The following is a 26,553-nucleotide window of genomic DNA, read 5'->3' on the forward strand; positions in this document are numbered from 1 at the left end:
GAGCATGGCTCGGCTCTACCGGTGAGGTGCGGCGGGGGTAGAGCCGAGCCATGCTCGGCTGCGCGGACTGTCAGGACGAAGCGCCCACCACGGCCGCGAATGCCTCGCGGAATCGCACCATCTCCGCCGCGGTGCCCACCGTCACCCGAACCCGTTGCGGCCAGATCGGCCAGCTGCGGCCGATGACCACGCCACGTTCGGCCATTGCGGCGGTGAACGCGGTGCCGTCGCGCTTTACATCGACCACGAAGCAATTCGCTTCGGACGCTACGCAACCAAAACCACGCGCGCCCAGCCAATCGACCGTGGCCTGCCGCACGCGCGCGTTCTCGGCCTTGCGTTCGGCCACCAGCGTCGGCGCGCGCAGGCTCGCCAGACCGGCTGCCAACGCGGTCACCGGCAACGGGTTGTCGCCCAGGCTGGCCAACTCCTTCAACCGGTCCGGGTGCGCGGCAGCTACGCCCAGGCGCAGCCCCGCCATGCCGTACAGCTTGGAGAAGGTACGCAGCACGATGACATCGTCGCGCTGCATCACCTGGGCGATCACCGAGCGTTGCCCGCTGTACTGCAGGTAGGCCTCGTCCACCAGCACGCGGGTCTGCCGGGGCTTGTTGGCCAGCAGCCAGGCAATGTCCGCGGCCGGGGTGATCGAGCCGGTCGGGTTGTTGGGGTTGCACAGGTACAGCAGCCCGGCGTTGATCCGTGCTGCCGCCGCAGCCATCGCGCGGACGTCATGGGCGCCGTCCTCGCGCAGCGGGACCTTGGCCACCGTCGCACCGCGCGCGGCGGCCAGGTCGCCGAGCGCTTCGAAGGTGGGGTCGGCGACCACCAGCCCGGCGCTGGACGAGGTCCACAGGATCGCCGCCCGGTTCAGCGGTTCGCTGGAGCCCGGATACAGCCGCACGTGGTCCTTGTCCAGCCCCTCCTGCCCGGAAAACACATCGCGCAGCTCGCCGGCCAGCGCGAACAGGTAACGGCCGCTGCCGGCGACGCTATCGCGCGCGGCGATCTGGGCTGCCGGTGCCGGGCCATACGGGCATTCATTGAAGTTCAGCAACACCGGGCCGGGCACTGCCGCAACGCGCGGGGTGGCGGCTGCGGTGGACAGGCCCAGCCCGGACAGGGCCAGGCTGGTGCCGGCCAGTTGCAGGAACGCGCGGCGGGGGAGCAGCAGCGGTGACATCGCAGAAAACACCGAAGGTGGGGCAATGCCCGCACGCTAGTGGCCCAAAGCGCCGCGGGCAAGTGGGTGCGGAGATCCCCGCTTTGGCAGCCAATGCGCGTAGCCTCAGGTTCGCTCAATCCAGAACAGTTTCATATCGGCTGAACGAAGGAAAATTGTAGAATTCGTACGCCGCAACATCAGCCAGTGTTCCATGAAAACCACCATAGCAGACCGCGCCGCAGCACTTCGCTTGCTCCTGAGCAAGGCATCTGATGCCTATGAGGAGGCGGACGATTTGATCATGACGGACGCTGAGTACGACGCTCTAGTACGAGAGTTAATTCAGATCGAGTCTGATTACCCCGAACTCATCGTCGTGGATTCGCCAGTTCACCGGGTTGGCGGCGGCGTAAAGCGTTCATTTCGAAAGGTCATGCATCAGCTGCCGATGTTGTCCTTGGACAATGCTTTTTCGGCCCAGGAGGTGCTGGAGTTTGCTAGGCGCATCGAACGGAGACTTGGAAAGTCTGCTGTTGTGTACGCGACTGAGCCAAAGATTGATGGGCTTGCCATGAGCCTTCGATATGAACATGGTGAGCTTGTACAAGCCGTGACGAGAGGAAATGGTACCGTTGGCGAAGATGTCACCGCCAACGTGCGCACTATTAACGATGTTCCCAAGAAGCTCTCTGGTAAGCAATTTCCGGCGGTCTTGGAGGTTCGCGGAGAAGTTTACATGCCGCGGAAGGGCTTTGAGGCCTATAACCAGCGAGCTCGCAGAGAAGATGGGAAGGTTCTTGCAAACCCTAGAAACGGAGCGGCTGGCTCGATCCGCCAGCTAGATTCTAAAGTCACTGCTAATAGGCCACTAGCATTCTTTGCTTATGGTTTAGGGGTGGTCGAGGTTGAGCTGGACTTTTTCGAAAAGGGTGACTCTAGGCTAGTCGACTCTCACTTTGATGGGCTGATGTTGTTGCGAAGCTACGGCTTTGAGGTCTCGCATCTCGCTAAAAGAGTCATTGGCACCGAGTCGTTGCTTGAGTACTACGAAAAGGTCGGATCCTTGCGTGACGGGCTGAATTTCGATATCGATGGCGTGGTTTACAAGGTCGATAGCTTTGATGAGCAGGAACAGATGGGCTTCGTCTCGCGCGCCCCGCGCTGGGCGATCGCGCACAAGTTCCCCGCGCAGGAACAGACCACCACGGTGGAGGCGATCGAGATCCAGATCGGCCGCACCGGCGCGGCCACCCCGGTGGCGCGCCTGAACCCGGTCGCGGTAGCCGGGGTGATCGTCTCCAACGCCACCCTGCACAACGCCGACCAGATCGAGCGGCTGGACGTGCGCGTGGGCGATACGGTGATCGTGCGCCGTGCCGGCGATGTGATTCCCGAAGTGGTCAGCGTGATTGCCGACCGCCGTCCGGCGGGCACCACGCCATGGCGCATGCCCAGCCACTGCCCGGTGTGCGGTTCGGAGATCGTGCGCGAGGAAGATGCCGCCGCGTGGCGCTGCTCGGGCGAGTTGAGCTGCCCGGCGCAGCGCAAGGAAGCGATCGCGCACTTCGCCTCCCGCCGCGCCATGGATATCGACGGCCTCGGCGGCAAGTACATCGAAACCCTGGTCGACGCCGGCATCGTGCGCGGGGTGGCCGACCTGTACCGGATCACCCGCGACCAGCTGCTGCAGCTCAAGCTGGTGCTCGATGCCGAATCGCCGGAGGCGCTGGCCGCGCAGATCGGCCTGCACCTGCCGCCCGAAGGCAGTGGCGAGTACCTGCGCGGCATCCTGCAGCTGGACGGCAATGACGAGGGCTGGCGCGCGCGTGCGCTGGCGATGCCGGCGGCGTTCACCTGGAACACGAAGAAGATCGCGACCAAGTGGGCCGACAACCTCATCGCTGCGATCGACGCCAGCCGTGACACCACGCTGGAGCGTCTGCTGTTCGCGCTCGGGATCGAGCATGTGGGTGAAAGCACCGCCAAGGCACTGGCGATCTGGTTCGGCGATCTGGAGCTGATTCGCCATCTGCCGTGGCCGCTGTTCAAGCGCGTGCCGGATATCGGTGGCGAAGTAGCGCGTTCGCTCGGCCATTTCTTCGAACAGCCCGGCAACCAGGAGGCGATCGACGCCCTGTTGCAGGTCGGCCAGGTGCGCATCGGCGACACCCATCCCCCGTCGGCGAAGTTGCGTGACGGACTGGATTTCGCCCAGCTGCTGGTAGAGGCCGAGATCCCGGGCATCACCCGCCTGCGCGCTGAAAAGCTGGCCGGCATGCTGCCCGATGCCGCCGCGGTGCTGGACGCCGAGCCGGTGCGCTTCGTCGCCGCCGGGCTGCCCAACGAGGTGGCGCTCGGCCTCGCCGATTGGCTGGACCGCGAGGGCCACGGTCCGATGCTGCTCAAGGCCGAGCAGTACCGCCAGCAGCTGCTGGCACGCGCGCCGGAACAGGCCGAACAGGCCGTCGGTCCGCTCGACGGACAGACCGTGGTGCTGACCGGCACGCTGTCGCAGATGACCCGTGATGAAGCCAGGACAAAGCTGGAAGCGCTGGGCGCCAAGGTTGCCGGCAGCGTGTCGAAGAAGACCGCCTTCGTGGTCGCCGGCACCGAGGCCGGATCCAAGCTGACCAAGGCCGAAGAACTGGGCATCGATGTCTGGGACGAAGACCGTCTGGTCGCCTTCCTCGCACAGCACTGAGAGAGAGAGAGACCGCATGCAGACCGCACCGCTGGATTTCCGCGTGGCCACCGTCGCCGATACCGAACTGCTGATCGGGTTGATGCGCGATTTTTACACCGAGGACAAGCTGGACTTCGACACTGCGCGCGTGCGCCGCGCACTGGCCGCCCTGCTGGAAGAACCGCGCAACGGTGAAGTGCTGTTGTGGCTGTCCGAAGATGGCAGCGTGGTCGGCTACGCCGCGCTGGCGATGGGCTTCAGCCTGGAGCAGGGCGGTCATTTCGCGCTGCTGGACGAGTTGTATCTCAGCCATGCCGCGCGCGGCCGTGGCCGCGGCAAACAGGCGCTGGCCGTGCTCGAGCAGCGCGCCAACGCACGCGGCGTGGAGCGCATGCGGCTGGAAGTGAACCACCACAATGAACTGGCGCGGCGGCTGTACCTGGCCACCGGCTACGTCGATGACACCCGCGATCTGCTGACCCTGCCACTGGCCGAGCGGCTCAAGGACGCACGCGCATGATCACCGCGCTGCGCCAGCGGGCCGCGCTCAACGCGCTCATCCGCGCCTTCTTCGCCGAACGCGACGTGCTCGAAGTGGAAACCCCGATCCTGTCGGCGGCCGGCAACACCGAGCCGAACATCGACAGCTTCCACACCCGCTTCAGCGGTCATGTCGATGCCGGCAGTGCGCAGCGCTGGCTGCGTACCTCGCCGGAGTACCCGCTCAAGCGCCTGCTCGCCGCCGGCGTCGGCGACTGCTACGAGCTGGGCCGGGTGTTCCGCAATGGCGAGGCCGGTGGTCGCCACAACCCCGAGTTCACCATGCTGGAGTGGTACCGGGTCGGTTGGGACCACCATCGCCTGATCGAGGAAACCGCCGCGCTGGTCCGCGCCGCGCTGGCCCTGGTGCAGCGCACCGCCACGCTGCGCGTCATCGACTACCGCGGTCTGTACCGACAGGCGTTGGGCGTGGACCCCTTCGATGCCGGGCTGGAACAGCTGCAGGCACCGCTGGCCGGCATCCGCATCGATGCCGATGGGCTCACCCGCGACGACTGGCTCGACCTGTTGATGACCCACTGCATCCAACCGGGTTTCGATGACGACACGATGACGGTGGTGCATGACTGGCCGGCAAGCCAGGCGGCGCTGGCGCGCGTGCGCCCGGGCATGCCGCCGCTGGCCGAGCGCTTCGAGCTGTACCTGGGCGCGGTGGAGCTGGCCAACGGCTATCACGAGCTGAACGATGCAGCTGAACAACGCGCGCGCTTCGAAGGCGACCTGGCCACCCGCCGTGCGCGCGGCGATGTGCTGCCGCCGCTGGACGAGCCGCTGCTGGCGGCCCTGCCGGCGCTGCCCGATTGCGCCGGTGTGGCGGTCGGCGTTGACCGCTTGTTGATGGCGCTGAACCGCACCCATCGAATTGGCGATGTACTGGCCATCGACTTCGCGCATGCCTGAACGGTTTTGCCAGCCATTGGCGGCATTTTTCGACGCACGGGTGTCTTGCGCGGCCTGCACGATGATGCTCTGATCACACTGCATGACCCAAGCTGGTCATGTGATCGTTCATGTGCGGCGGGGACTGTGTTGATGAAGCTGTTGGAAGTTGCAGACCTGCCGCTGTGGAGCGCGCCACGCTGGACGTGGACGTTGTGGACGCTGGTGTTGTGCAGCGCCGTGCTGCCGGTGACCGCCGCCAGCGCCGCCGAGACCGGGTATGCCGGCCAGGTGGTGCGCTGCCAGTCGCGCGACATGGAATGGGTGCACTGCGACATGCCGGTCGCCAACGGCGTCGATCTGGTCCGCCAGTTGTCCAGCAACAGCTGCATCCGCGGTACCGAATGGGGTACCGACCGTTCCGGCGTGTGGGTGACCCTGGGCTGCCGTGCCGAGTTCCGCAGCCGCGTGGCGGGCAACAACGCCGATACCGGCGATCGCAAGGTGCGCCGCGTGCTGCGCTGCGAATCCAATGGACGCCCGCAGAACTGCCCCGTCGTGCTGCAGGGCGCGCCGGTCCGCCTGCTGCGCCAGCTGTCGTCGATGCCATGCCGCGAAGGCCACAGCTGGGGCGTGCGCCGCAATGAAGTGTGGGTGACGCGCGGCTGTCAGGGCGATTTCGAAGTGGGCGCCACCGATGGCTCCGGTTTCCTGGACGTGCCGCGCACGCTGGTGTGCGAGTCCAAGTCGCGCCAGCGCCGCTTCTGCGGGGCCACCATCAGCAAGGGCGTGCGCCTGTCCAGGCAGTTGTCCGGCAGCGCCTGCGAAGAAGGTCGCGGCTGGGGCTGGGACGCGCGCGGGGTGTGGGTCGACAACGGCTGCCGGGCCGAGTTCCAGGTCAACTGAGCCCCGATATGGCGGTACGCGGGCGCGCCGCTACAATGATGCGATGAACGCATCCACCGACATCGACTACGCCCGTTACGACCACATCCGCCCGATCCTGTGGACCGGCGATTCCCTGCAACTGCTGGACCAGCGCAAGCTGCCGTTCGTGGTGGAGCACGTGGAATGCCGCGACAGCGATGCAGTGGCCGACGCCATCCACGCCCTCACCGTGCGCGGCGCGCCGGCGATCGGTATCGCCGCGGCGTGGGGCGTGGTGCTGGCGGCACGCACCGTGCAGGCCGATGACGGCGCCCAGGCGCTGGCCAGGCTGGAGCCGGCGCTGCAGCGCCTCAATGCCTCGCGCCCGACCGCGGTCAACCTGGCCTGGGCACTGGCGCGCATGCGCCGCGTACTGGCCCCGGCCGGCGCGGACTGGCAGCAGGTGCTGGCCAACGAAGCCCAGGCCATCGCCGAGGAAGACCTGGCCGCCAACCGCCACATGGGCGCGCTGGGGGCCGGCCTGATCGACGCCGGCAGCGGCGTGCTGACCCACTGCAATACCGGCTCGCTGGCCACTGCCGGGTTCGGCACCGCCCTGGGCGTGATCCGCGCCGGGATGGCCCAGCACCGCATCGCCAAAGTCTTTGCCGGCGAGACCCGGCCGTGGCTGCAGGGCGCACGCCTGACTGTGTGGGAGCTGCAGCAGGACGGCATCGACGCCACCCTGATCGCCGACTCGGCCGCCTCGCACCTGATGAAGACCGGCGCGGTGCAGTGGGTGATCGTCGGCGCCGACCGGATCTGCGCCAATGGCGATACCGCCAACAAGATCGGCACCTACCAGCTGGCCATCGCTGCCCGTCACCATGGGGTCAAGTTCATGGTGGTGGCGCCGTCCTCCACGGTGGACATGGACACCGCCGACGGCGACCAGATCGAGATCGAACAGCGCGATCCGGGCGAGCTGTACGGGGTAGGGGGCACGCGGACCGTGGCCGAGGGCATCGCCGCCTGGAACCCGGTGTTCGACGTCACCCCGGGCAGCCTGATCGACGCCATCGTGACCGAGCGCGGGGTCATCCTGAGCCCGAACACCACGAACATGCGCGCCGCGTTCGGCTGAGCCCTCCGGCCGCGCCACCACCTGGGCAGGCCGGCCGCCGGCCGGCCCGCCATCAACGGCGGATCCCGTCCATGGTCCGCCGATGCGGTAGTGCCGGCCGCTGGCCGGCTCCACGCACGCCCCGAAGGGTGTGCGGTCCGGCCGGGCGTTTTCCTCCGTCGGTGCCCAGCACCCTGCAACGGCCCCGTAAGTTCCTGATTCTTGCCGGTAAAACCCCCGCAAAAGCAGGCGGGAAACGGGCCGTTGTGATAGAATCCAACGGTTAATCGAGATTCCGACGCGGCCGCCCCGAAAGGGCTGGCGCGGCGGACTGGACCGCACCCAGACAACGGAACCCGAATGGCAGAAACCGCCAAGGAAATCATCCAGGTCAACCTGGAAGACGAGATGCGCAAGAGTTACCTCGACTACGCGATGAGCGTGATCGTGGGCCGCGCACTCCCGGATGCGCGCGATGGCCTCAAGCCGGTGCATCGTCGCGTGCTGTTTGCGATGAGTGAACTCAACGCGCACGCCAACAAGCCTTACTTCAAGTCGGCGCGTATCGTCGGTGACGTCATCGGTAAGTACCACCCGCATGGCGACCAGTCGGTGTACGACACCCTGGTCCGCCTGGCGCAGCCGTTCTCGCTGCGCTACATGCTGGTGGATGGCCAGGGTAACTTCGGTTCGGTCGACGGCGACTCCGCCGCTGCGATGCGATACACCGAAGCGCGCATGTCGCGGCTCACCCATGAGCTGATGGCCGACCTGGACAAGGAAACCGTCGATTTCCAGCCCAACTACGACGAAAAGGAACTGGAGCCGACGGTCATGCCGACCCGGTTCCCGAACCTGCTGGTCAATGGTTCGGCCGGTATCGCGGTGGGCATGGCCACCAACATCCCGCCGCACAACCTGACCGAGTCGATCAACGCCTGCATCGCGCTGATCGACAACCCCGAGATCGACGTCGACGGCCTGATGGAATACATCCCGGGCCCGGACTTCCCGACCGCGGGCATCATCAACGGGACCGCCGGCATCGTCGCCGGTTACCGGACCGGGCGTGGCCGGGTGCGCATCCGCGCCAAGGCCGAGGTCGAAGTGGCCGACAACGGCCGCGAATCGATCATCGTCACCGAGATCCCGTACCAGGTGAACAAGGCCCGGTTGATCGAGAAGATCGCCGAGCTGGTCAAGGAAAAGAAGCTCGAAGGCATCAGCGAGCTGCGCGATGAGTCCGACAAGGACGGCATGCGCATCTTCATCGAGATCAAGCGCGGCGAGTCGGCGGAAGTTGTGTTGAACAACCTCTACCAGCAGACCCAGATGGAGTCGGTGTTCGGCATCAACATGGTGGCGCTGGTCGATGGCCGCCCGCAGTTGATGAACCTCAAGCAGATGCTCGAGGCGTTCGTTCGCCATCGCCGCGAAGTGGTCACCCGCCGCACCGTGTTCGAGCTGCGCAAGGCGCGTGCCCGTGCACACGTGCTGGAAGGTCTGACCGTCGCGCTGGCCAACATCGACGAGATGATCGAACTGATCAAGACCTCGCCCAACCCCACCGAGGCGCGCGAACGCATGCTCGCCCGCCTGTGGGAACCGGGCCTGGTCGGGTCGATGCTCGGCGCCGCCGGTGCCGAAGCCTCGCGTCCGGATGACCTGCCCAAGGGCGTGGGCCTGATCGAAGGCGGCTACCGGCTGACCGAGATCCAGGCCACCCAGATCCTGGAAATGCGCCTGCACCGCCTCACCGGGCTGGAGCAGGAGCGCCTGACCGATGAGTACAAGCTGCTGCTGGAAACCATCGCCGGGCTGATCCACATCCTGGAAGATCCGGACCGCCTGCTGCAGGTGATCCGCGAAGAGCTGATCAACGTGCGGACCGAGTTCGGCGACGAGCGCCGCACCGAGATCCGCCACAGCGAAGAAGACCTGGACATCCTCGACCTGATCGCCCCGGAAGACGTGGTGGTTACCCTGTCGCATGCCGGCTACGTCAAGCGCCAGCCGGTCAGCGCCTACCGCGCACAGCGTCGCGGTGGCCGTGGCCGCAGCGCGGCGTCGACCAAGGAAGAGGATTTCATCGAGCAGTTGTGGCTGGTCAACACCCACGACACGCTGCTGACCTTCACCAGCGCCGGCAAGGTGTTCTGGCTGCCGGTGCACCAGTTGCCCGAAGCCGGCTCCAACGCGCGTGGCCGCCCGATCATCAACTGGATTCCGCTGGAACCCGGTGAGCGGGTGCAGGCGGTGCTGCCGGTGCGCGAGTACGCCGAACGCCAGTTCGTGTTCTTCGCCACCCGCAACGGCACGGTCAAGAAAACCCCGCTCAGCGAGTTCGCCTTCCGCCTGGCGCGCGGCAAGATCGCGATCAACCTGGACGAGGGCGATGCGCTGGTCGGCGTCGGCATGACCGATGGCGAGCGCGACATCCTGCTGTTCGCCTCCAACGGCAAGACCGTGCGCTTCGGTGAAGACAAGGTCCGCTCGATGGGCCGTACCGCCACCGGTGTGCGCGGCATCAAGATGCCCAAGGGTGAGGAAGTGGTCAGCCTGATCGTGGCCGAGAGTGCTGGCGGCAACGAGGACGAGAACGAGGAAGACGGCAACGTCGAAGAGACGGTGATCGAAAACGGCGATGCCGTGATCGAGAACGGTGCCGATGACGACAGCGTGCTGTACATCCTGACCGCCACCGAGAACGGCTATGGCAAGCGCACGCCGCTGCCGGACTACCCGCGCAAGGGACGTGGTACGCAGGGCGTGATCGGCATTCAGACCACCGAGCGCAACGGCAAGCTGGTCAGCGCGGTGCTGATGGGCGCGGCCGACGAAGTGCTGCTGATCTCCGATGGCGGCACCCTGGTGCGTACCCGTGGTTCGGAAATCAGCCGCGTGGGTCGTAACACCCAGGGCGTGACCCTGATCCGTCTGTCCAAGGACGAGAAGCTCCAGGCGGTCGAACGCATGGATGCCTCGATCGAAGAAGACGAAGCAGTAGTGGATGTGGTGGCGGCCGTGGCCGACGTCGCGCCGGATACCGCGGCGCCGGCCAGCGACGAGACGCCGCAGGGCTGATCTTCGCCAATAGTGCAGTACCACGACGACGCCGGCCTTGTGCCGGCGTCGTCATTTGCGCAGGTCGTGGCCCGCAGCTTGCCGATCATGGCGGCCCGCTGAAAGAACGCATGCACTTCACGGCGACGGTGGGATAACGGCTCCCGAACCAGCGGACAACTGCGTCCGCGATGGCATTCCACCAATGGCCGGGCCTCGTTCCGGCCGCCTTGATTGGAGACCACGATGTCCGCCTCCCCCGTCACGCCCCCCGAACCCACCGCGACAGTCCGGCGCACGCGCCACGGACTGATCACCCTCCTGTCGATCGTGCTGATCCTGCTCGGCCTGGTGCTGGGCGGCCTGGGCGCGTGGCTGGCCAGCCTCGGTGGCTCCTGGTACTACGTGCTGGCCGGTGTCGGCCTGCTGGTGTCCGGCGTGCTGCTGTGGGGCAATCGGCGTGCCGGCGCGCTCTGGTTCGGCCTGGTCTTCGTGGGCACGCTGCTGTGGACGTGGTGGGAATCCGGCAGCGATTACTGGCGCTGGGTGCCTCGGCTGGGGCTGATCGTCGGCATCGGTTTCGTGCTGTCGCTGCTGCTGCCCACGCTGGACCGCCCGGTATCGCGCAAGCTGTCGCGCAGCCTCGCCGGCGGGTTGGCGGTGGTGTTCGTGGCGGCATTCGTGCTGGCTTTCGTGCCGCACGGCATCACCGCCGCCAGCGGTGACTTCCCCGAGCCGATGACCAGCGTCGGGCTGACCCCCACCTCGGAGGCGCCACTGCAACCGGCCGACAAGCCGGCCGACAGCGACTGGGCGGCGTACGGGCGCAACAACGCGGCTACGCGGTTCTCCCCGCTGCAGCAGATCACCCCGGACAACGTCGGCAAGCTGGAGCAGGCCTGGCTGTTCCGCACCGACGACCTGCCCGAGAAGCGCTGGGGCGCGGAGACCACGCCGCTCAAGGTCGGTGACAGCCTGTACCTGTGCACCGCGCGCAACCAGCTCGTCGCGTTGAACGCGGCCGATGGCACCGAGCGCTGGCGCTTCGATCCCAGGATCAAGGACAAGTCGATTCCGTACACGGCCGCGTGCCGTGGCGTGTCGTACTACGAGGTACCGGCCACCGCACAGGCCAGTGCCGATGCCGACGTGGCCGCCGACCTGGCCAACGCCGCACCGGGCGTGCCCGTGCTCACCCAGCTGCCGCGCAGCGCCTGCTCGGCACGCATCATCGAAGGCACCCTGGACGGACGCCTGATCGCGGTGGATGCCGCCACCGGCAAGCCGTGCGCCGGCTTCGGCAACAACGGCCAGGTCGACATCACCCTGGGCATGGGCGACAGCCCGGCCGGCTATGTGTCCATCACCTCGCCGCCGGCGATCGTGCAGGGCGTGATCGTCACCGGTCACCAGGTGCTCGACGGCCAGCGTCGCGATGCGCCGTCCGGGGTGATCCAGGCCTACGACGCGGTGACCGGCAAGCTGCGCTGGGCCTGGGACATGGACCAGCCGGCGCTGACCGGCCTGCCCGCGCAGGGCAAGACCTACACCCGCGGCACCCCGAACATGTGGACCACCGCCACCGGCGATGACCAGCTCGGCCTGGTCTACCTGCCGATGGGCAATTCGGCCGGCGACTACTGGAGCGGCTCGCGCACCGAAAACCAGAACAAGTACGCCACCTCGCTGGTGGCCATCGACGTCAACACCGGCAAGCCGGTCTGGCATTTCCAGGCCGTGCGCAAGGATGTGTGGGACTACGACATGGGCTCGCAGGCGACCCTGATCGATTACCCGACCGCCGCCGGCAAGGTGCCGGCGCTGCTGCTGCCGACCAAGCAGGGCGACATGTACGTGCTCGACCGCCGTACCGGCCAGTTGCTGACCCCGGCCGAGGAGCGCAAGGTGCCCACCGGCGGCGTCGAGCCGGAACAGCGCTCGCCGACCCAGCTGTTCTCGCTGTACCACACCCTGCGCAAGCCGGACCTCACCGAGCGCGACATGTGGGGCATCACCCCGATCGACCAGCTGGTGTGCCGCATCCAGTTCCGCAAGGCCAGCTACCAGGGCTTCTATACCCCGCCCGAGGCGGATCGTCATTCCATCGAATACCCCGGCTACAACGGTGGCTCGGACTGGGGCAGCGTCGCGGTCGATCCGCGTCGCGGGGTGATCGTGGCCAATTACAACGACATGCCCAACTACAACCTGCTGGTACCGCGCGCCAAGGCCGACAAGCTGGGTTGGGTGCCGCGCGAGGATGTGCGTGCCGACAAGGGCGGCGCTGAAGGTGCAGGCGATCCGCAGATCGGCACGCCGTACGCCATCGACGTCAATGCCGGCTGGCGCCTGCCGTTTACCAAGCTGCTGTGCAAGCAGCCGCCCTACGGCGGCATCCGCGCGGTGGATCTGCGCACCGGCAAGACCCTGTGGGACCGCCCGTTCGGCAGCGCGCGTGGCAACGGGCCGTTCGGTATCCGTTCGGGCCTGCCGATCGAGATCGGCACGCCCAACAACGGGGGTTCGGTGGTCACCGCCAGCGGCCTGATCTTCATTGCGGCGGCTACCGATGACCTGCTGCGCGCCATCGATCTGAAGACCGGCAAGGAACTGTGGCACGCCAAGCTGCCGGCCGGCGGCCAGGCCAACCCGATGATCTACGAGTTCGGTGGGCGCCAGTACGTGGTGATCATGGCCGGCGGGCATCACTTCATGGAAACGCCGGCGGGCGATTACGTGATCGCCTACGCGCTGCCGAAGTAAATGACGAGGGCAGGAGTGACCGTATCGATTACGATGCGGTCACTTCACGCTATCGCCAACGACCATGAGCACGACCAGAGCCGCGCGTTGCCTACTGGGGTCCCTGTGGTGCGTGTTGGCATTGACCGTTGATGTCGTCAGCGCGCGGACGTCGGCCGAGGCGTTGGCCGACTGGGACGCGAACGGCCGCCTCGAGGGCCTGGCACGACCCGATACGGACTGCCAGGATTTTCTGCAGGCCATCGGACGCAAGCCGGACACCGTCGAGTATCTCGGCTGCGAGCAGGACGACGCGTCCTACCTGCAGCCGATGACGGCCCACTACCGGGTCGGCGGCGCGTCCGCAGCGGACGTTGAAACCTACCTGCAGCAGACCTTCGGCATGCCCGCGCTGGCCTACCTGTGCTGCGGCTGGAGCAGTGGCGCGCCTCACGTCTGGCGCGCGGGGGCGGGCAGCGTCGCCTATGAAATCGGGATGGGCGTGGAATCGCTGCATCATCCGCGCGAGCAGTGGGCAAAGATTCCAAGCTTCGCCATTACCGTGGGCGTCATCAGGAAAAGCCCCTAGTTCGCAGCGGCGGTCAGCGGGTAGGATGGGCGTTCGGTACAACTGGCAGACAAGGAAGATCATGCATAAGACCCTGTTGCGCACCACCTTGCTCGTGCTTGCCCTGGGGCTCGGTCCCGCAGCGATGGCCGCGGACGCGGCACCGCTGGAGCTCACGCCCGCCGAAGGCCTCACCTACTGGACGCCGGCGCCCGGTGCGTTCACGCCGCGCATGAACGTGGACCCCAAGCGGGTGGCCTACGCGGAAGAGGTGGTGGTGGCCTACACGATCACCAGGCGCGGACGCACCACGGATGTGCAGGTCATCGACGCCAAACCGGTGGGCGCCTACGCCGGCTGGGCGGTCGACGCCATCAAGGCGATGCGCTTCGAGCCGACGCAGAACAATGCCGCGCGCACCTCGATCCGCAGCCAGCTCACCAGCCGCTGGACTGAGCCGGCCGCGAAGTAGGCGTCGGCGCTAGCGCGGCACCCGCACCATCCGGTTGAGCAGATGCTCCACCACGCCGGCCGGGTCGGCGGTGCGGCCCACATGGGTGCTGGACATCTGCACCACCGAGCTGCGCTTGGCGGTGAGGAAGTGGAAGCGCGCACGCGCCGGCAGCTGGGCGATCGGACCGGCATCGGCATCGCCGCGGCAGATCGCCACGATCGCATCCAGCCACGGCTGCAGCGCGTCCAGATCCAACGCTGGCGCGAAGGCACGCAGGCGCGCCGGATCGATCTCGATCGCCGCCTCAAGGTGCTTGGCGCCGGGGCACGACACGATGATCCCGACGTTGATGAACTCCTCGCGTTCGACGCGGGGCACCACGCGGATCACCGCATAGTCATACGTGTGCAGCGTGGGCACGGACGGCCTCCTGGACGAAGACGGCACGCACCTGCAGGCGGCGCTTGAGATAGGTGATGTAGGCCTGGCGATATGCCGCCGGGCTGTCGAACAGCGGCTCATCCACCAGCCAGCCGTCGGGCACCAGCGCGACGATGCGCTCGATCTCCGCATCGGGCAGCAACGCGGCAAGCGCGGCATCCACCTCGGCGATCTTCGTCGCGAACGGCAGCAGCACGTGGTCGCGGATCAGCACGAACGGCTTCTCGCAGGCATCGCCGGCAGTGGCCCAATCGTGATGGAAGTACATCGCCGCACCGTGGTCGATCAGGTAGAGCTGGCGGTGCCAGACCATCAGGTTCGGGTTGCGCGCGGTGCGGTCCACGTTGCTGGTGAGCGCATCGAACCACACGATGCGCGAGGCCAGGTCGGCGTCCACCGGCATCGCGGCCGGATCGTAGTTGATCGCGCCGGGCAGGTAGTCGCTACCCAGGTTGAGCCCCTCGCTGGCGCGGATCAGGTCCTGGATCTCCGGATCGGGCTCGGTGCGGGCGAACTCGCGGTCCAGCTCGACGAACACGATCTCCGGGATCGGCAGGCCCACGCTGCGGGCCATCTCGCCGGCGATCAGCTCGGCGATCAGCGCCTTGGGGCCTTGCCCGGCGCCACGGAACTTGAGCACGACCATGCCCTCGTCGTCGGTCTCGACCACGGCGGGCAGGGAGCCGCCTTCGCGGAGTGGGGTGATGTAGCGCAGGGCGTGCACGGTTCGCATGGGGACTATTCTAGCGTGCGGCGGCAAGGGCCCAGGCACTGGAGGGCGCAGCGGCGCGCATGATTCGATTCCTCCAAGAGCATGCGGCGGTCGTGCCCTCGCTGAGCCTGGAGGGTCGGGTGCGCGCGATGCTCTCCTCCCGGAGCCGTTACACGTGCGGCCTGGAGCTTCCGCCAGTGACATTCGACGGTTTGGCAGCGCTCGGCGCGAGTCCGTGCCATGCGACCCACGCCTGCTTCTGAAACGCCATGAAAATGTGATGAGTTACTCGTTGAATAGGAGTTCCCGTCAGTGAAATTCCGGCGAATCCGCTTTCCCGGGTTTTAATAAGGTGAAATTCCCGCTGCGTCGGGTTTTGCGTGATACAAGGGGGCGCTAGGCAAGCCTTGCCTGGTATTCGATGTTGGGACCACGACGAAACTAAGGAGTCATACCATGGCTAATCTTGTTCGCGCCTTGCAGGTTTCCCTCAATCTGCGTTCGCACAGTCCGACCCAGAGCATCCGTTCGAAATACATCTACTGGATCATCTTCTAAGCGCAGCGGTTTTCGCGTGTTTTCATGAACTTCCAGGGGTGGTCCAAGGCCACCCCTGGCTTCGGAGGGCATATGGCGGATCGCGGTGCAGGCACGGAGGTCATCTCCATTGATGATCTGCTGGAACGGGTCCGTCAGGAAGGCCCGGTTCTCACGTTCCAGAATGAGGTGGTCGGCATTTTCGACCCCGCCCTGGCGGTGAAAGTGGACAGGGCGAACACCGACCAGCACACGGTGCCGGATTCGCTGATCGATTATCTCGGTCTGCGCGGATCGGCGCCGCCGGTGGCGTGGCGCGAGGTGCGCGCGCTGTTGAGCGAACAGGGCGGTCGCCTGGCCGCACCCGCACAGATGCGCGCGCTGTATCTCCGCATGCACGCCTTCCTGGCGCAGCGCTGCGGTGCGGTTCACGACCTGAGCGAGCTCAGCTGGTGGGCGATTTCAGAGCCGCTGCTGCCATTGTTGATCGACGGCATGGACATGCGCGATACCGATGCGCTGATCGGCGAGCAGAAGACCCGGTACAGCGGCATCGTGCTGCAGAATTTCACCTTCTTCCGCCGCGTGCTGAATTTCCATCTTTCGCGCAGGGCCGCGCGTACGGTGGTGCGCCATATCAGGAGCCGGTTGCGCGATGCCACCCCGCATGATGATTTCCTGCAGTCGCTGCTGCCGCTGGTCGGGCGGATCGGCGTGGACCGCGTGGCTTACCTGATATCGACCGTATTGGCTGGCATGTCCGGATTGCCCGGAATCACCGCCGCCAGTCTGCTGTATGCGATGCACCGCTTCCCGGAATGGCAGCAACGGATCCGCGACGAGACCACCGCACTCAGCCTCGAGTCGCTGTATACGCTGCCGATGCGGGAGCTGCCGTGTACCTCGCGCTTCATCAAGGAGACCATCCGGGTGTGGCCCGGGTTGTTCGCGTTGCGGCGCCCGGCCTGGCACGACATCGATGCCGAAGGGGTGTCCATCAAGAAGGGCGCGGCGTACGAGTTGTCCTCGTATTACCAGCATCATTCGCCCGAATTCTGGGATCAGCCGGACGTGTTCGATCCGGACCGCTGGCTGCCATCGCGCCGTCAGCCCAACAAGGGCGCTTACGTGCCCTTCGGGTTTTCCTCGCGCGCATGTATCGGCAGTGCGGTCGGGCACGCACAGCTGGTGCTCTTCTGTGCGTTGATCACCCGTGACTTCGACATCCAGATCCAGGCCGACCCGGCCCCGTGGATGAAACTGGAAGGGTTTGCCATACCCGTGGATTTCAAGGGCGTGGTTTCGCCGCGCGCACATCCCGGTTGAGGGTACGCATGAGGGTGGCGCTCGCGGCCACTGGCCTGCCCTGGTGGGACGAGGATCGTGCGGCGCGTCTTGACCGGCCCCCTGCCGGGGTCTAGAAGGCAGGGGTCAACCTGGTTCGCAGTGGAGGTCCTATGAAGAAGTTCATTGCCGCATCGCTCGCACTGGTGCTGCTGCAGGCGTCCTCTACATTTGCCGCGCCTCGGGCGGCTTCTCCGCTGGCAGGGCGCTGGACGCTAGATGTGGCGACCTTGCCGATGCCGGCGGAGGCCCGCCCGCAGAGCGTCAGCCTGGCGTTCGCGGAGGTAGCCGGCGGCGAATGGTCTTCCCGTGTCGCCATCGTCGAGCACAGCGGCAATCGACTGGAGGCCGCCTCGACCATGGCGCTCGATGGCACGCCGGCGCCGGCCACCGGCACGTATCCGGTCGACCGCGTGGCGGGAAAGATGCCTGCCCCCGGGGTGCTGGTGATGCAGTTCATCTACCAGAACATTCCGCGCTCCACCCGCGTGTACACCGTGAGCGCCGACGGCAAGGTCCTGACCGAAACCGAGGCGTATTTCCGGGATGGCCAGCCGGTGCTGCGCACGGCACATTTCGATCGCGCCGTAGATTGAGGGCATTTCCGGCCGAGGCCGCCTCGCAGGCCAAAGGCGGCACCGCCACGCACCCGATGACCCTGCAACCGGCTTTCATGTTCCAGGGCGACACCTTGTACACGTTTGCCGCCAGACCGCGAGCGCTGGAGTAGTCCAGCCTGCAATCGGCGCCGCTGGACAGCTAGTGCGACAGCGCCCCGCGCTGCTGGGCCTGGGTGCGCTGCTGCGTCTGTTCCTGTTCTGTGCTTTCCGCGACGCGTTGATGAGTATTCTGTAGCTGCTGCAGACTTTCTGCTACCGGGCGCTGGGCGGCTTCGGCCGTACCGGTGGACGCCCGCAGCGCGGCGGGGTCGTCCAGCGCTCCCTTCACCACGAAGATGTTCTGCGCCGCGGCCGCCTCGGCGGTCTGTCGGCTGAGCACCACGTGGTCCACGCGGTCCAACCCGTTCTCCCTGGCGACCACCAGCAGGCTCGCACTCAGGCGCTCGCTGGTCGCGTCGAAGCTCCGTCCGTTGGCGGCATCGAGGGCGGCAACCTTGTCGCGAATCTGCTCGTGCAGGACGCGGTCGGCGGCATTCGACAGGGCCATGTCAGGCGCCTGGATGGGCCGCCCCGCGAACTCCCGGGCGGCGTTGGGCACATGGGCATGCGTACCGGCGGTATGGTCGAAATGATGCAGCGTCGGCGGCGTGGTGCTGCTGTCGTAGTAGGGCTGTGGCGCCGGCGTCCCCGCACCCAGCGTGATCCCATTCTGTTCCAGCAGGCTTTCCTGCAGGCCGAGCTGCTGCATGTTGATGGTCATGCGCACACGTCCGTCCGGATCGGGACGCAGTGCTTCGTACTGGCTGGCGCGACCGACAGCGTAGGCGCCGTAGTAGTTCCGATAGTCCGAAGTCCCGTTGTAGCCAAGCTGGGAAAGGTGCGCGGATTTATCGAAGTAGTGTTTTGCCATGCCTTCGATGTTTTCAGCAGATGCGGTGATGCTCAGGTCTTCGTTGAGCCTGATATCCGCATGCGACATATACGTGGCTGGCGGGCCAGGCTCTCTCTTGATGATGTCCTGAGTACGCACGTTGGCGTTGTAGATATCGGCGAGCGATGCATCAGGGTTGGCTTGCTTGACCATTCCCACAAGAGCGTTCCACCCCGCCAGATTGGCCTTCGCTTCATCAGTTCGATTTGATGAGATCAGGCGCCCTATGGCAGTAGTGTAGTCGTGGTCACCTGCCGCAGCTACGCGAAGGTCGGTCTCGAACCGGCTATAGGCATTCCTGGTGGCAGCGTGATTGAAACCGTGCTGTATCTCGTGGCCAAGCACGAAGGTAAGCTCAGCCTGTCTGCGCTCTGTAGACGCGGATGAGGGGGTCAGGATGGAGGCCGGCAGGTTGATGGTTTTACCGGCTCCGTCATACGTCCCTCCAGCGTTTGTCCCGGCGGGCAGCAACGCGAAGTGCTGCAGATGACCGGCCGCGATCGCCGCATCCACCTGTGTGGCGAGAGCAGGTGAGTTGGTCATCGAGCTCCGAAGATTGGAAACTTGATCCTCGGTTACACCCGGCTGGTTGGAAAACTCCGCTAGCAGCCTTTCCGTTGCAGTTGAAAGCGTGACCATCGAGAAATTCCTTATTCGACCGTCACATGGCGAACGCAGCCATGTGCGATTTCCTGGGGCGAGGTCGACGCCTCTCCAATCCTGTCCACGATGACGCTCATGCCGTTGCGCTGAAACTGCTCGTAGGCAACCCTGCCGTGCTCGCCGCGTACCGTCTCGCGCGCGAAACCCTGCGCTTGGAGTTCAGATGCGAACCGATCAAAGCCGATCTGGCATATGCCGGTTGCCGCGGCGGACTGCTTCGATGTGGTGTCAATGAAGTCGAGGTCCAGCCGTGTCCGAGCGCTGCCCGATTTTTTCACTTCAAGCCCGTATCCCCATTCCGGTGTCAGCGTGCCGCCATATCCAAAGTGTCCCGGCCCAAAGGTCTGTGCCGGCTGCTTCATTGCCGCCGACAGGCGCTCTACCGTAAGCTCGCTGGTCGAATGCGTGGTCTTGGTCAGGTCCAACAAGCCCAGCAACAGCTGTTCGGCAGTGAAGGTGGGCGGCGCTGCGGCGTCAGAGGCAGTGGATGCCATGGTTTTGGGTCCTTGAGTAGTCGGCAAAGGCCTAGTCGCGTGTGCACATGCGCACAGCGAGGCCGCGCAGAGGGCGATCGTCAACGGTCGTGCGAGTGCGTACCCCAACATGAGCGATCCTTGCGTGATGAACGCCGACCGTAAGACCGGTCAGGTGAAGCGCAGGTTAAGCCGAAACGGCCGTGCGAAATAGAGCGCGCAACTGGTCTAGGATGTCCTTGAACATCGCGGAGGTGCACGCATGAACGACACAGCGACTCACGCAATGCCGCCCTTGGATGGCCCCAAGGCCGAGCAGATGATCGGGAAGGTGGTACTCGTCGGGGTTACCCGTTACGGCGGCGATGGTCAGGTGCAGGACCTGCAGCAATATGCCGGCCGGGTGCTGCGGATCAGTTTCGATGAAGGCGTGGTGCTGGCCGACGATGTCGACGGGCACGAGCGCTATCTGCCGCCGATGCTGGACAACTACATGGCCGCCGAGCCGGGCGAATATCGGATGCTTTCCACCGGGGCCACGGTGGTGGACCCGGATTACGTGGTGACCTGGGACCTGCACGCGCGCCAATAGCGGGGCAGGTGGCCCGGCGCCGTCGAGTGGCCCACTTTGCGGCGTCGGGCGGATAGCCCTTCCGGCCCATTCAGATCGCCCCGAGCGGTGCTAGATTCGGGTCATGCCCGTGTGCGGGCGCTCATGACCACTGCAAGGGGATAAGGATGCTGATCCGTCGTACCTCGCTGGCTGCGGCTGTTGCCGTTGCCACGCTCGGCCTGCTGGCCGCCGCGCCGGCCTTCGCCGGCTATGACAAGCCGCCGGAACACCTGCTCAAGGTGCTCAAGGCACCGCCGCCGCCCGTGCCCAGCCTGGATCCCAGCGGCCAGCGCCTGCTGCTGACCACCGCGCAGACCTATCCGTCGATCGAGCGCGTTGCCCAGCCGTACCTCAAGCTGGCCGGCGTGCGCCTGGAGCCGAAGAACCGCAGCCGCCACGACACCCAGGGCGGCTATGGCATTCCGGCGTGCGTGGCCGATTTCACCCTGGTCGATGTGGGCACCGCCAAGCACACCAAGGTGGCGCTGCCGCAGGGCTGCGCGGGTGCGGCGCAATGGTCGGCGGACGGCCAGCGCTTCGTGTTCCAGAACGCGGTCGATACCGCGGTGCAGTTGTGGGTGGGCGATGCGGTGACCGGCCAGGTCAAGCAGATTCCCAACGTGCAGCTCAACCCGATCTTCGGCGGCACGGTGCAGTGGCTGGGCGGTGGCCAGCAGTTGCTGGTGAAGCTGGTACCGCCCAACCAGGGGCCGGCGCCGTCCAGCGGCAATGGCGCGGGCGGTCCGGACGTGCAGGAATCGCTGGGCAGCAGCGGCGAGAGCAGCACCTATGAAGCGCGCGATACGCTGACCAGCGCCCACGACGAGCAGCTGTTTGCCTATTACGGTGCGTCACAGCTGGCGGTGGTGGACGTGGTCGCAGGCAGCGTGCGCAATGTCGGCGCGCCGGCCCTGTACGACGGCGTCAATGCCGCCCCCGATGGCGTGCACGTGTTGACCGAAACGTTGAAGGCGCCGTTCTCGCACGCGGTGACCTACCAGCGCTTCGCCAATGACGTGGCCGTGCTTGATCTGGGCACCGGCCGCAGCACGCCGATCGCCAGCCTGCCGCTGGCCGACCGCGTGCCGGTGCATGGCGTGCCGGAAGGCCCGCGCGAGTTCGACTGGCGCTCCACCGATCCGGCCACGCTGGTCTATGCCGAGGCGCTGGACAAGGGCGACTGGAAGGTGACCGTGCCGCATCGCGATCGCGTGCTGGCGCTGAAGGCGCCGTTCACCGGCAAGCCACAGGAAATCGCCCGTACCGCACAGCGCTTTGAAGGCATCGCCTGGAGCGCCGATCCGGCGGTGTCGTTCCTGTTCGAAAACGATGAGAACCGGCACTGGCGGCAGACCCGCATCGTCGATGTGGACCAGCCGAAGAAGGAAGGTCGCCTGCTGTGGGATCTGTCCAGCGATGAGCAGTACGCCGATCCGGGCAACCTGGTGTTCAAGCGCCTGCCCAACGGGGCGTCGGTGGTGCGCCAGGACGGGGCATTCGTGTTCCTGCGCGGGCAGGGCGCCTCGCCGCAGGGCGACCGGCCGTTCCTGGACCGCCTGGACCTCGGCTCGCTCAAGACCGAGCGCCTGTTCCGCAGCGACGCCGATGCCTACGAGCAGGTGCTCGGCCTGACCGCCACGCCGGGCCGCTACCTGACCTGGCACCAGTCGGTGATGGACCCGCCGAACGCCTTCGTGCGCCAGCAGGGCGAGCGCGCAGCGGCGGCCAGGGAAGGCGAGGCGCAGTACGCCTCCACCGCCACCGCGCTGACCCGGCTCACCGACCCGACCCCGGAAGTGCGACAGATCCAGAAGCGGCTGGTGACCTACAAGCGCGCCGATGGCGTGGACCTGTCCTTCACCCTGTACACCCCGCCGGGCTACAAGGAAGGCCAGCGCGTGCCGGCGATCCTTTACGCCTATCCGGCCGACTTCGCCAACGCCGCGCAGGCCGGACAGGTGTCCGGATCGCAGCAGACCTTTACCCGCCTGGCGCCGTACCGGCTGATGCTGCTGGCCGGTTACGCGATCATCGATAACGCCTCATTCCCCATCGTGGGCGACCCCAAGAACGCCTACGACACCTACCTGGAACAGCTGGAAGCCGATGCCAAGGCGGCGGTGGACAAGGCCGTGGACCTGGGCGTGGTGGATCGCAACCGGATCGGCGTGACCGGGCACAGCCATGGCGGCCTGATGACCGCCAACCTGATCGCGCACACCACCCTGTTCAAGGCGGGCGTGGCCACCAGTGGCTCGTACAACAAGACGTTCACCCCGTTCGGCTTCCAGAACGAGCGTCGCTCGGTGTGGCAGGCGCAGGACGTGTATCTGAAGGCTTCGCCGTTCTTCTATGCCGACAAGATCAAGCTGCCCCTGCTGCTGGTCCACGGCGAGGACGATGCCAACCCGGGCACCGAGCCGTTCCAGTCGCGCAAGCTGTATCAGGCCATCCGTGGCAACGGAGGCACCACGCGTCTGGTGATGCTGCCCAATGAGCCGCACTGGTACACCGCGCTGGAATCCAACGAGCAGCTGGTCTATGAAATGCTCAACTGGTTCGATACCTACGTGAAGAACGCCCGGTAACGTCGAGCGTTGGTTGACGGCGTTGATTGCAATGGATCGGCCGCCCCGCAAAGGGCGGCCGTTTTGCATCGGGCAGCGGTCACGCACGCCGAATGCAGCGGCTCAGCCCAGCGGCAGCGCGTCGTAGGCCCGTGCAACGCGATCGTGCAGCGCCCGCACCGCCTCGGCCTTGGCATCCACGCGGCGTTCGTCGCCGTAGGCACGCAGGAAACGGCAGGCCGCGTGGCCCTGCGTCTTGTGCGCGTAATCGGCGATCCACTGCAGGCGACCGGGCAGGAACGCCTGTTCGGCTGACCACGCCGCCACCGGTGGGCGAATGCGCCGACGCATCCCCACCCGCCATGGCTTGGGTGTCAGCCGCGCACGAAAGCAATGCTGCAGCCGACACATGCGGGCGTAGAGCGCGTCGGTCTGCAGGGCTTCGAACAGGCGCTGCACCACAGGGTCATGGGCGGAGAAGGTGGCGTGCATGGCCAGCAGGCGCAGTCCGGCCGGGGTGCGATACGCGCGCAGGTGCCAGTCGGGGTGCTGCCGGATGAACTGTTCGACGCGTGCCAGCGCGCGTGCCTCCAGTTGTGCATCGCGATGGTTGGCGTTCTTGACGGCCAGTACCACGGCGTTGACCGCGATGAGCACCGCGCTGGCCGCGGTCACACCGACCACCCAGTTCCATGCGTTGCCGGCAGCGATGGCCACCCCCGCCCACAACACGCATGCCAGCAGGGTGGAAAGGACGCAACCGGACGGCGCAGGGCGATGGTCGATATCGGCAAACAGCACGTCCGGGGTATTCAGGCACAGCGCGCCGTAACTGTTGCGGGTAATGACGATATCGCCATGGCGTTCGACGATCTGCTCGCGGATCGGCACACCTTCCACGCCATAGTTGGTACGGCGCTCCTGTCGCGGCAGCGACTGGCCAGCGGCAATGGCGTGCAGCGCCTCCTGCGCGCGCGCGTCGGCATGTGCCTGCGCGGCGGCCACGCTGTCGTCGGACCAGCCGAAGCGGCGCACGATCAGCTGCCTGCGGTTGTGCCGGACTTCGCGCCGGGCTTCGGCCCAGTACTCGGGAACAATCATGACGGTCCTTGTCGTGGCGTGGGGCGTTGCGCGGAAGTCTGCCACGTGGCGCGTGTCCGCGCTTATGATCCACGCTCCACCGCATGACGGAATGACGCGGATGCCTGACGCGAACGATGCCGACGTGGTCGTCTTCGATTTCGACCTGACCCTGACCCGCTGGGAGACCGCAGCGCGTTTCTTCAAGAGCCTGCTGCGGCGCGCGCCGTGGCGGCTGACGGCCCTGCTGCTGGCGGTGCCGGTGTTGTTGCCGCTGCTGCTGGCCGCGCGTACCCGGCGTCTGCCGACCCGGTTTGCCGTGTGGCTGGCCACCTTCGGCCGCAGCCGGCAAGGTCTGGAGGCTTTGGCCGAGGCACATGCCGAGGCCGTATTCGACAGCGGCGAGGTGCTTTTCATCGCCACCGCCGTGGAACGGCTGCGCCAGCATCAAGCCCAGGGCGCGCGCGTGGTGATCGCCACCGGCTGCTGGGCACCGCTTGCGCAGGCGTTGCTGGCGCGCGGTGGGCTGGGTGATGTGCCGCTGGTTGCATCAACGCTGCGCCCGTTGTGGGGTGGCTGGGTAAGCGACCAGCATTGCCTGGGCGCCAACAAGATACCGATGCTGGCCGCGCGCGGCTTCGCACCGCCCTGGGCGGTGGCCTACACCGATCACCACGCCGATCTGCCGCTGCTGCGCAACAGTGCACAGTGGTACCTGGTAAGCCCCCGGGCAGACTGCCTGCGGCGGATCGAGGCGGCCATGGCGGTGAAGGCCCAGGTGCTTGCCTGGCGCGCCTGACCCCGGCATTGCGACTCACCCATCTTGCACGGGCATGCCCGGTAAGCCGATGATGCGACGGGGAAGGGAGGTCCTGCGTCGGCGATGTCGCCGGCGCCGCAGCGAACGAGGACACGGATGTGGGCAGGCTGCGGGTCATCACCCGGGACAACGGCGCAGGCTTGAGCCGCGATCTGATGATCGTGGCCGACGTGCTGCGCGCCCAGCACGACGTGGATACGGTCGGCCTGGGCCCACATCGCATGCGCAACCAGCTGCGCCAATGGTGGTCACGCGCGGCGTGCCGGCTGCGCGGGCGTTTCGATGCGCAGCTGTCGCTGGAGCGCATCTATGCACCGACCCTGGCCTGCGCGGCGCGCAACCTGCTGGTGCCCAATCCGGAATGGTTCCAGCCCGGCTGGGTTCCGCTGTTGCCGCGCTTCGAGCAGGTGTTGTGCAAGACCCGGCATGCCGAAGCCCTGTTCGCGCAGCTGGGCTGCCGTACGTTCTATACCGGCTTCACCTGCACCGATCGTTCCGATCCGTCGGTGCCGCGCGAGCGTGCGTTTTTCCATCTGGCCGGGCGCAGCACCGCCAAGGGCACGGCCGTGCTGCTGGATACCTGGCGGCGGCATCCGGAGTGGCCGACGCTGACGGTGGTGCAGCGCGCCCGACACGCGCGATCGCAAGGCGGTGCGCACAATATCGTGGTGCATGCCGGCTATGTGCATGATGCCGAGCTGCGGCGGCTGCAGAACGCGCATCGCTTCCACCTGTGTCCCTCCGAAGCGGAGGGGTACGGCCATTCGATTGCCGAGGCGATGAGCGTGGGCGCGGTGGTGCTCACCACCGATGCCGCGCCGATGAATGAACTGGTTGATGCGCACTGCGGCCTGCTGCTGGCAAGCACGCCGGGGGCACCGATGGGCCTGGCCCGGCGGCACCACGTGGCGGTCTCGGCCATCGAGGAGGGCGTGCTGCAGGCGTTGCGGTTGAGCGTGCGCGAGTGCACGCAGCTGGGCAGCGCCGCGCGGGCACGCTTTCTGGAACGCGACGCCGCATTTCGCGAGCGCCTGGTCGCTGCCCTGTGCGATTTCCCACGTTACGAGCCGGCCACCGTGTCGGAGATCAGCGTCGCGCAGGTTGCCGTGGGCACCTCCTGACATGGACGACAGCGAACCGGCTATCGGAGCGTTGATGGATGACGCGGGCCTTCCCGTGCTTCCGCGCCGCTGGGTGATGTTGGCCTCCGAGCAGTATTCCCTCGCCATCCTGCGCCCGCTGGCCGAGGCGGCGCTCGCACGGGGTGACACAGTGAAGTGGTTGGCCCCGGATGCGGTTGCGGCGCAGTTGCGGTCGGCGGAGCAACGGATATGCGGCGCACGCGCGCTGTACGCGTTTCGGCCGCATGCGGTGTATGCCACCGTCAACCGGATTCCACCGTTCTTCCCGGGTCTGCAGGTGCAGTTGTTCCATGGTCTCAATCTGCACAAGCGCGATCCCGGGCAGGGCCAGTTCCGCATGCTGGGCCTGTTCGATATGTACTGCTCGCATGGGCACGCTACCACCGCGCCGCTGCAGCAGCTGGCGGCGCAGCGACGCGACTTCAACGTGGTTGAAACCGGCTGGCCGAAGCTGGATGCACTGTTCGCCGGACCAGGCGCGGATGCGGCCGCATTGCGAATGGCC

At 66.4% G+C, this 26,553-nt stretch carries 21 protein-coding genes and 1 pseudogene; 16 read left to right on the plus strand and 6 right to left on the minus strand.

What is annotated here, in order from left to right; genetic code table 11:
• Positions 1-70: 70 nt before the first annotated feature.
• Positions 71-1,183, minus strand: coding sequence for a pyridoxal phosphate-dependent aminotransferase (locus RTO53_RS04680; protein ID WP_312236714.1), 1,113 nt, complete (start codon positions 1,181-1,183; stop codon positions 71-73).
• Positions 1,184-1,376: 193 nt separating this feature from the next.
• Between RTO53_RS04680 and ligA the strand changes: the two genes are divergently transcribed.
• The 9 genes from ligA (at position 1,377) to RTO53_RS04725 (ending at position 14,123) form a co-directional block, all read left to right on the plus strand.
• Positions 1,377-3,866: an NAD-dependent DNA ligase LigA gene (gene ligA / locus RTO53_RS04685; RefSeq protein ID WP_312236715.1), complete on the plus strand. Its 2,490-nt coding sequence runs from the start codon at positions 1,377-1,379 to the stop codon at positions 3,864-3,866.
• 16 nt (positions 3,867-3,882) lie between these two features.
• Positions 3,883-4,368, plus strand: a complete 486-nt coding sequence (locus tag RTO53_RS04690; protein WP_312236716.1) for a GNAT family N-acetyltransferase — start codon at positions 3,883-3,885, stop codon at positions 4,366-4,368.
• Positions 4,365-5,309: an EF-P lysine aminoacylase EpmA gene (gene epmA / locus RTO53_RS04695; RefSeq protein WP_312236717.1), complete on the plus strand. Its 945-nt coding sequence runs from the start codon at positions 4,365-4,367 to the stop codon at positions 5,307-5,309. Before RTO53_RS04690 ends, epmA begins: the two co-directional genes overlap by 4 nt.
• 132 nt (positions 5,310-5,441) lie before the next feature.
• Complete coding sequence (locus tag RTO53_RS04700; protein ID WP_312236718.1) at positions 5,442-6,194, plus strand: DUF3011 domain-containing protein; 753 nt, start codon at positions 5,442-5,444, stop codon at positions 6,192-6,194.
• Between the two features lie 43 nt (positions 6,195-6,237).
• Positions 6,238-7,299, plus strand: coding sequence for an S-methyl-5-thioribose-1-phosphate isomerase (gene mtnA, locus RTO53_RS04705; RefSeq protein ID WP_312236719.1), 1,062 nt, complete (start codon positions 6,238-6,240; stop codon positions 7,297-7,299).
• A gap of 339 nt (positions 7,300-7,638) precedes the next feature.
• The gene (gyrA, locus tag RTO53_RS04710; protein WP_312236720.1) at positions 7,639-10,362 is read left to right on the plus strand and encodes a DNA gyrase subunit A; all 2,724 of its coding nucleotides are present in this window, start codon (positions 7,639-7,641) and stop codon (positions 10,360-10,362) included.
• Positions 10,363-10,587: 225 nt separating this feature from the next.
• Positions 10,588-13,104, plus strand: coding sequence for a membrane-bound PQQ-dependent dehydrogenase, glucose/quinate/shikimate family (locus RTO53_RS04715; RefSeq protein ID WP_312236721.1), 2,517 nt, complete (start codon positions 10,588-10,590; stop codon positions 13,102-13,104).
• A 121-nt stretch (positions 13,105-13,225) separates the two neighbouring features.
• Positions 13,226-13,672, plus strand: coding sequence for a DUF4952 domain-containing protein (locus RTO53_RS04720; protein ID WP_312236722.1), 447 nt, complete (start codon positions 13,226-13,228; stop codon positions 13,670-13,672).
• 61 nt (positions 13,673-13,733) lie between these two features.
• Positions 13,734-14,123 carry a hypothetical protein gene (locus RTO53_RS04725; protein ID WP_312236723.1) on the plus strand — a complete coding sequence of 130 codons (390 nt, stop codon included), beginning with the start codon at positions 13,734-13,736 and terminating at the stop codon, positions 14,121-14,123.
• Between the two features lie 9 nt (positions 14,124-14,132).
• On the opposite strand, the gene RTO53_RS04730 is transcribed toward RTO53_RS04725, so the two are convergent.
• The gene (locus RTO53_RS04730) at positions 14,133-14,525 is read right to left on the minus strand and encodes a DUF3037 domain-containing protein (RefSeq protein WP_312236724.1); all 393 of its coding nucleotides are present in this window, start codon (positions 14,523-14,525) and stop codon (positions 14,133-14,135) included.
• A complete protein-coding gene (locus tag RTO53_RS04735) occupies positions 14,503-15,279 on the minus strand; it encodes a HipA family kinase (protein WP_312236725.1) in 777 nt (258 codons plus the stop codon). Before RTO53_RS04735 ends, RTO53_RS04730 begins: the two co-directional genes overlap by 23 nt.
• Before the next feature lie 609 nt (positions 15,280-15,888).
• Here RTO53_RS04735 and RTO53_RS04740 point away from each other — a divergent pair.
• Together RTO53_RS04740 and RTO53_RS04745 are read left to right on the plus strand one after the other, a co-directional pair.
• Entirely contained in the window at positions 15,889-17,121 is a 1,233-nt protein-coding gene (locus tag RTO53_RS04740; protein ID WP_312236726.1) for a cytochrome P450, read from the plus strand.
• Between the two features lie 131 nt (positions 17,122-17,252).
• Entirely contained in the window at positions 17,253-17,735 is a 483-nt protein-coding gene (locus RTO53_RS04745; RefSeq protein WP_312236727.1) for a LuxR family transcriptional regulator, read from the plus strand.
• Positions 17,736-17,898: 163 nt separating this feature from the next.
• Here RTO53_RS04745 and RTO53_RS04750 read toward each other — a convergent pair whose 3' ends face one another.
• The gene (locus RTO53_RS04750; protein WP_312236728.1) at positions 17,899-19,329 is read right to left on the minus strand and encodes an XVIPCD domain-containing protein; all 1,431 of its coding nucleotides are present in this window, start codon (positions 19,327-19,329) and stop codon (positions 17,899-17,901) included.
• Between the two features lie 11 nt (positions 19,330-19,340).
• Complete coding sequence (locus tag RTO53_RS04755) at positions 19,341-19,847, minus strand: hypothetical protein (protein ID WP_312236729.1); 507 nt, start codon at positions 19,845-19,847, stop codon at positions 19,341-19,343.
• Positions 19,848-20,088: 241 nt separating this feature from the next.
• On the opposite strand from RTO53_RS04755, the gene RTO53_RS04760 reads away from it, so the two are divergent.
• Positions 20,089-20,418, plus strand: a complete 330-nt coding sequence (locus RTO53_RS04760) for a hypothetical protein (RefSeq protein ID WP_256774518.1) — start codon at positions 20,089-20,091, stop codon at positions 20,416-20,418.
• Between the two features lie 146 nt (positions 20,419-20,564).
• Positions 20,565-23,027 carry a prolyl oligopeptidase family serine peptidase gene (locus RTO53_RS04765; RefSeq protein WP_312236730.1) on the plus strand — a complete coding sequence of 821 codons (2,463 nt, stop codon included), beginning with the start codon at positions 20,565-20,567 and terminating at the stop codon, positions 23,025-23,027.
• A 102-nt stretch (positions 23,028-23,129) separates the two neighbouring features.
• Here RTO53_RS04765 and RTO53_RS04770 read toward each other — a convergent pair whose 3' ends face one another.
• Positions 23,130-24,107: a hypothetical protein gene (locus tag RTO53_RS04770; RefSeq protein WP_312236731.1), complete on the minus strand. Its 978-nt coding sequence runs from the start codon at positions 24,105-24,107 to the stop codon at positions 23,130-23,132.
• Between the two features lie 100 nt (positions 24,108-24,207).
• On the opposite strand from RTO53_RS04770, the gene RTO53_RS04775 reads away from it, so the two are divergent.
• The 3 genes and pseudogenes from RTO53_RS04775 to RTO53_RS04785 all read left to right on the plus strand — a co-directional run.
• Positions 24,208-24,885 carry an HAD family hydrolase gene (locus RTO53_RS04775; protein ID WP_312236732.1) on the plus strand — a complete coding sequence of 226 codons (678 nt, stop codon included), beginning with the start codon at positions 24,208-24,210 and terminating at the stop codon, positions 24,883-24,885.
• A gap of 161 nt (positions 24,886-25,046) precedes the next feature.
• A complete protein-coding gene (locus tag RTO53_RS04780) occupies positions 25,047-26,027 on the plus strand; it encodes a glycosyltransferase (RefSeq protein ID WP_312236733.1) in 981 nt (326 codons plus the stop codon).
• 1 nt (position 26,028) lies between these two features.
• A pseudogene (locus tag RTO53_RS04785) lies at positions 26,029-26,553 on the plus strand (CDP-glycerol glycerophosphotransferase); the annotation flags it as partial.

This window comes from Stenotrophomonas sp., assembly GCF_031995405.1.
GTDB lineage: Bacteria > Pseudomonadota > Gammaproteobacteria > Xanthomonadales > Xanthomonadaceae > Stenotrophomonas.

Excerpts from the sequence above, each read along its gene's own strand:
- RTO53_RS04680 (WP_312236714.1), bottom strand. The coding sequence starts at position 1,183 with ATGTCACCGCTGCTGCTCCCCCGCCGCGCGTTCCTGCAACTGGCCGGC.
- ligA (WP_312236715.1), top strand. The coding sequence starts at position 1,377 with ATGAAAACCACCATAGCAGACCGCGCCGCAGCACTTCGCTTGCTCCTG.
- RTO53_RS04690 (WP_312236716.1), top strand. The coding sequence starts at position 3,883 with ATGCAGACCGCACCGCTGGATTTCCGCGTGGCCACCGTCGCCGATACC.
- epmA (WP_312236717.1), top strand. The coding sequence starts at position 4,365 with ATGATCACCGCGCTGCGCCAGCGGGCCGCGCTCAACGCGCTCATCCGC.
- RTO53_RS04700 (WP_312236718.1), top strand. The coding sequence starts at position 5,442 with ATGAAGCTGTTGGAAGTTGCAGACCTGCCGCTGTGGAGCGCGCCACGC.
- mtnA (WP_312236719.1), top strand. The coding sequence starts at position 6,238 with ATGAACGCATCCACCGACATCGACTACGCCCGTTACGACCACATCCGC.
- gyrA (WP_312236720.1), top strand. The coding sequence starts at position 7,639 with ATGGCAGAAACCGCCAAGGAAATCATCCAGGTCAACCTGGAAGACGAG.
- RTO53_RS04715 (WP_312236721.1), top strand. The coding sequence starts at position 10,588 with ATGTCCGCCTCCCCCGTCACGCCCCCCGAACCCACCGCGACAGTCCGG.
- RTO53_RS04725 (WP_312236723.1), top strand. The coding sequence starts at position 13,734 with ATGCATAAGACCCTGTTGCGCACCACCTTGCTCGTGCTTGCCCTGGGG.
- RTO53_RS04735 (WP_312236725.1), bottom strand. The coding sequence starts at position 15,279 with ATGCGAACCGTGCACGCCCTGCGCTACATCACCCCACTCCGCGAAGGC.
- RTO53_RS04740 (WP_312236726.1), top strand. The coding sequence starts at position 15,889 with ATGGCGGATCGCGGTGCAGGCACGGAGGTCATCTCCATTGATGATCTG.
- RTO53_RS04745 (WP_312236727.1), top strand. The coding sequence starts at position 17,253 with ATGAAGAAGTTCATTGCCGCATCGCTCGCACTGGTGCTGCTGCAGGCG.
- RTO53_RS04750 (WP_312236728.1), bottom strand. The coding sequence starts at position 19,329 with ATGGTCACGCTTTCAACTGCAACGGAAAGGCTGCTAGCGGAGTTTTCC.
- RTO53_RS04755 (WP_312236729.1), bottom strand. The coding sequence starts at position 19,847 with ATGGCATCCACTGCCTCTGACGCCGCAGCGCCGCCCACCTTCACTGCC.
- RTO53_RS04760 (WP_256774518.1), top strand. The coding sequence starts at position 20,089 with ATGAACGACACAGCGACTCACGCAATGCCGCCCTTGGATGGCCCCAAG.
- RTO53_RS04765 (WP_312236730.1), top strand. The coding sequence starts at position 20,565 with ATGCTGATCCGTCGTACCTCGCTGGCTGCGGCTGTTGCCGTTGCCACG.
- RTO53_RS04770 (WP_312236731.1), bottom strand. The coding sequence starts at position 24,107 with ATGATTGTTCCCGAGTACTGGGCCGAAGCCCGGCGCGAAGTCCGGCAC.
- RTO53_RS04775 (WP_312236732.1), top strand. The coding sequence starts at position 24,208 with ATGCCTGACGCGAACGATGCCGACGTGGTCGTCTTCGATTTCGACCTG.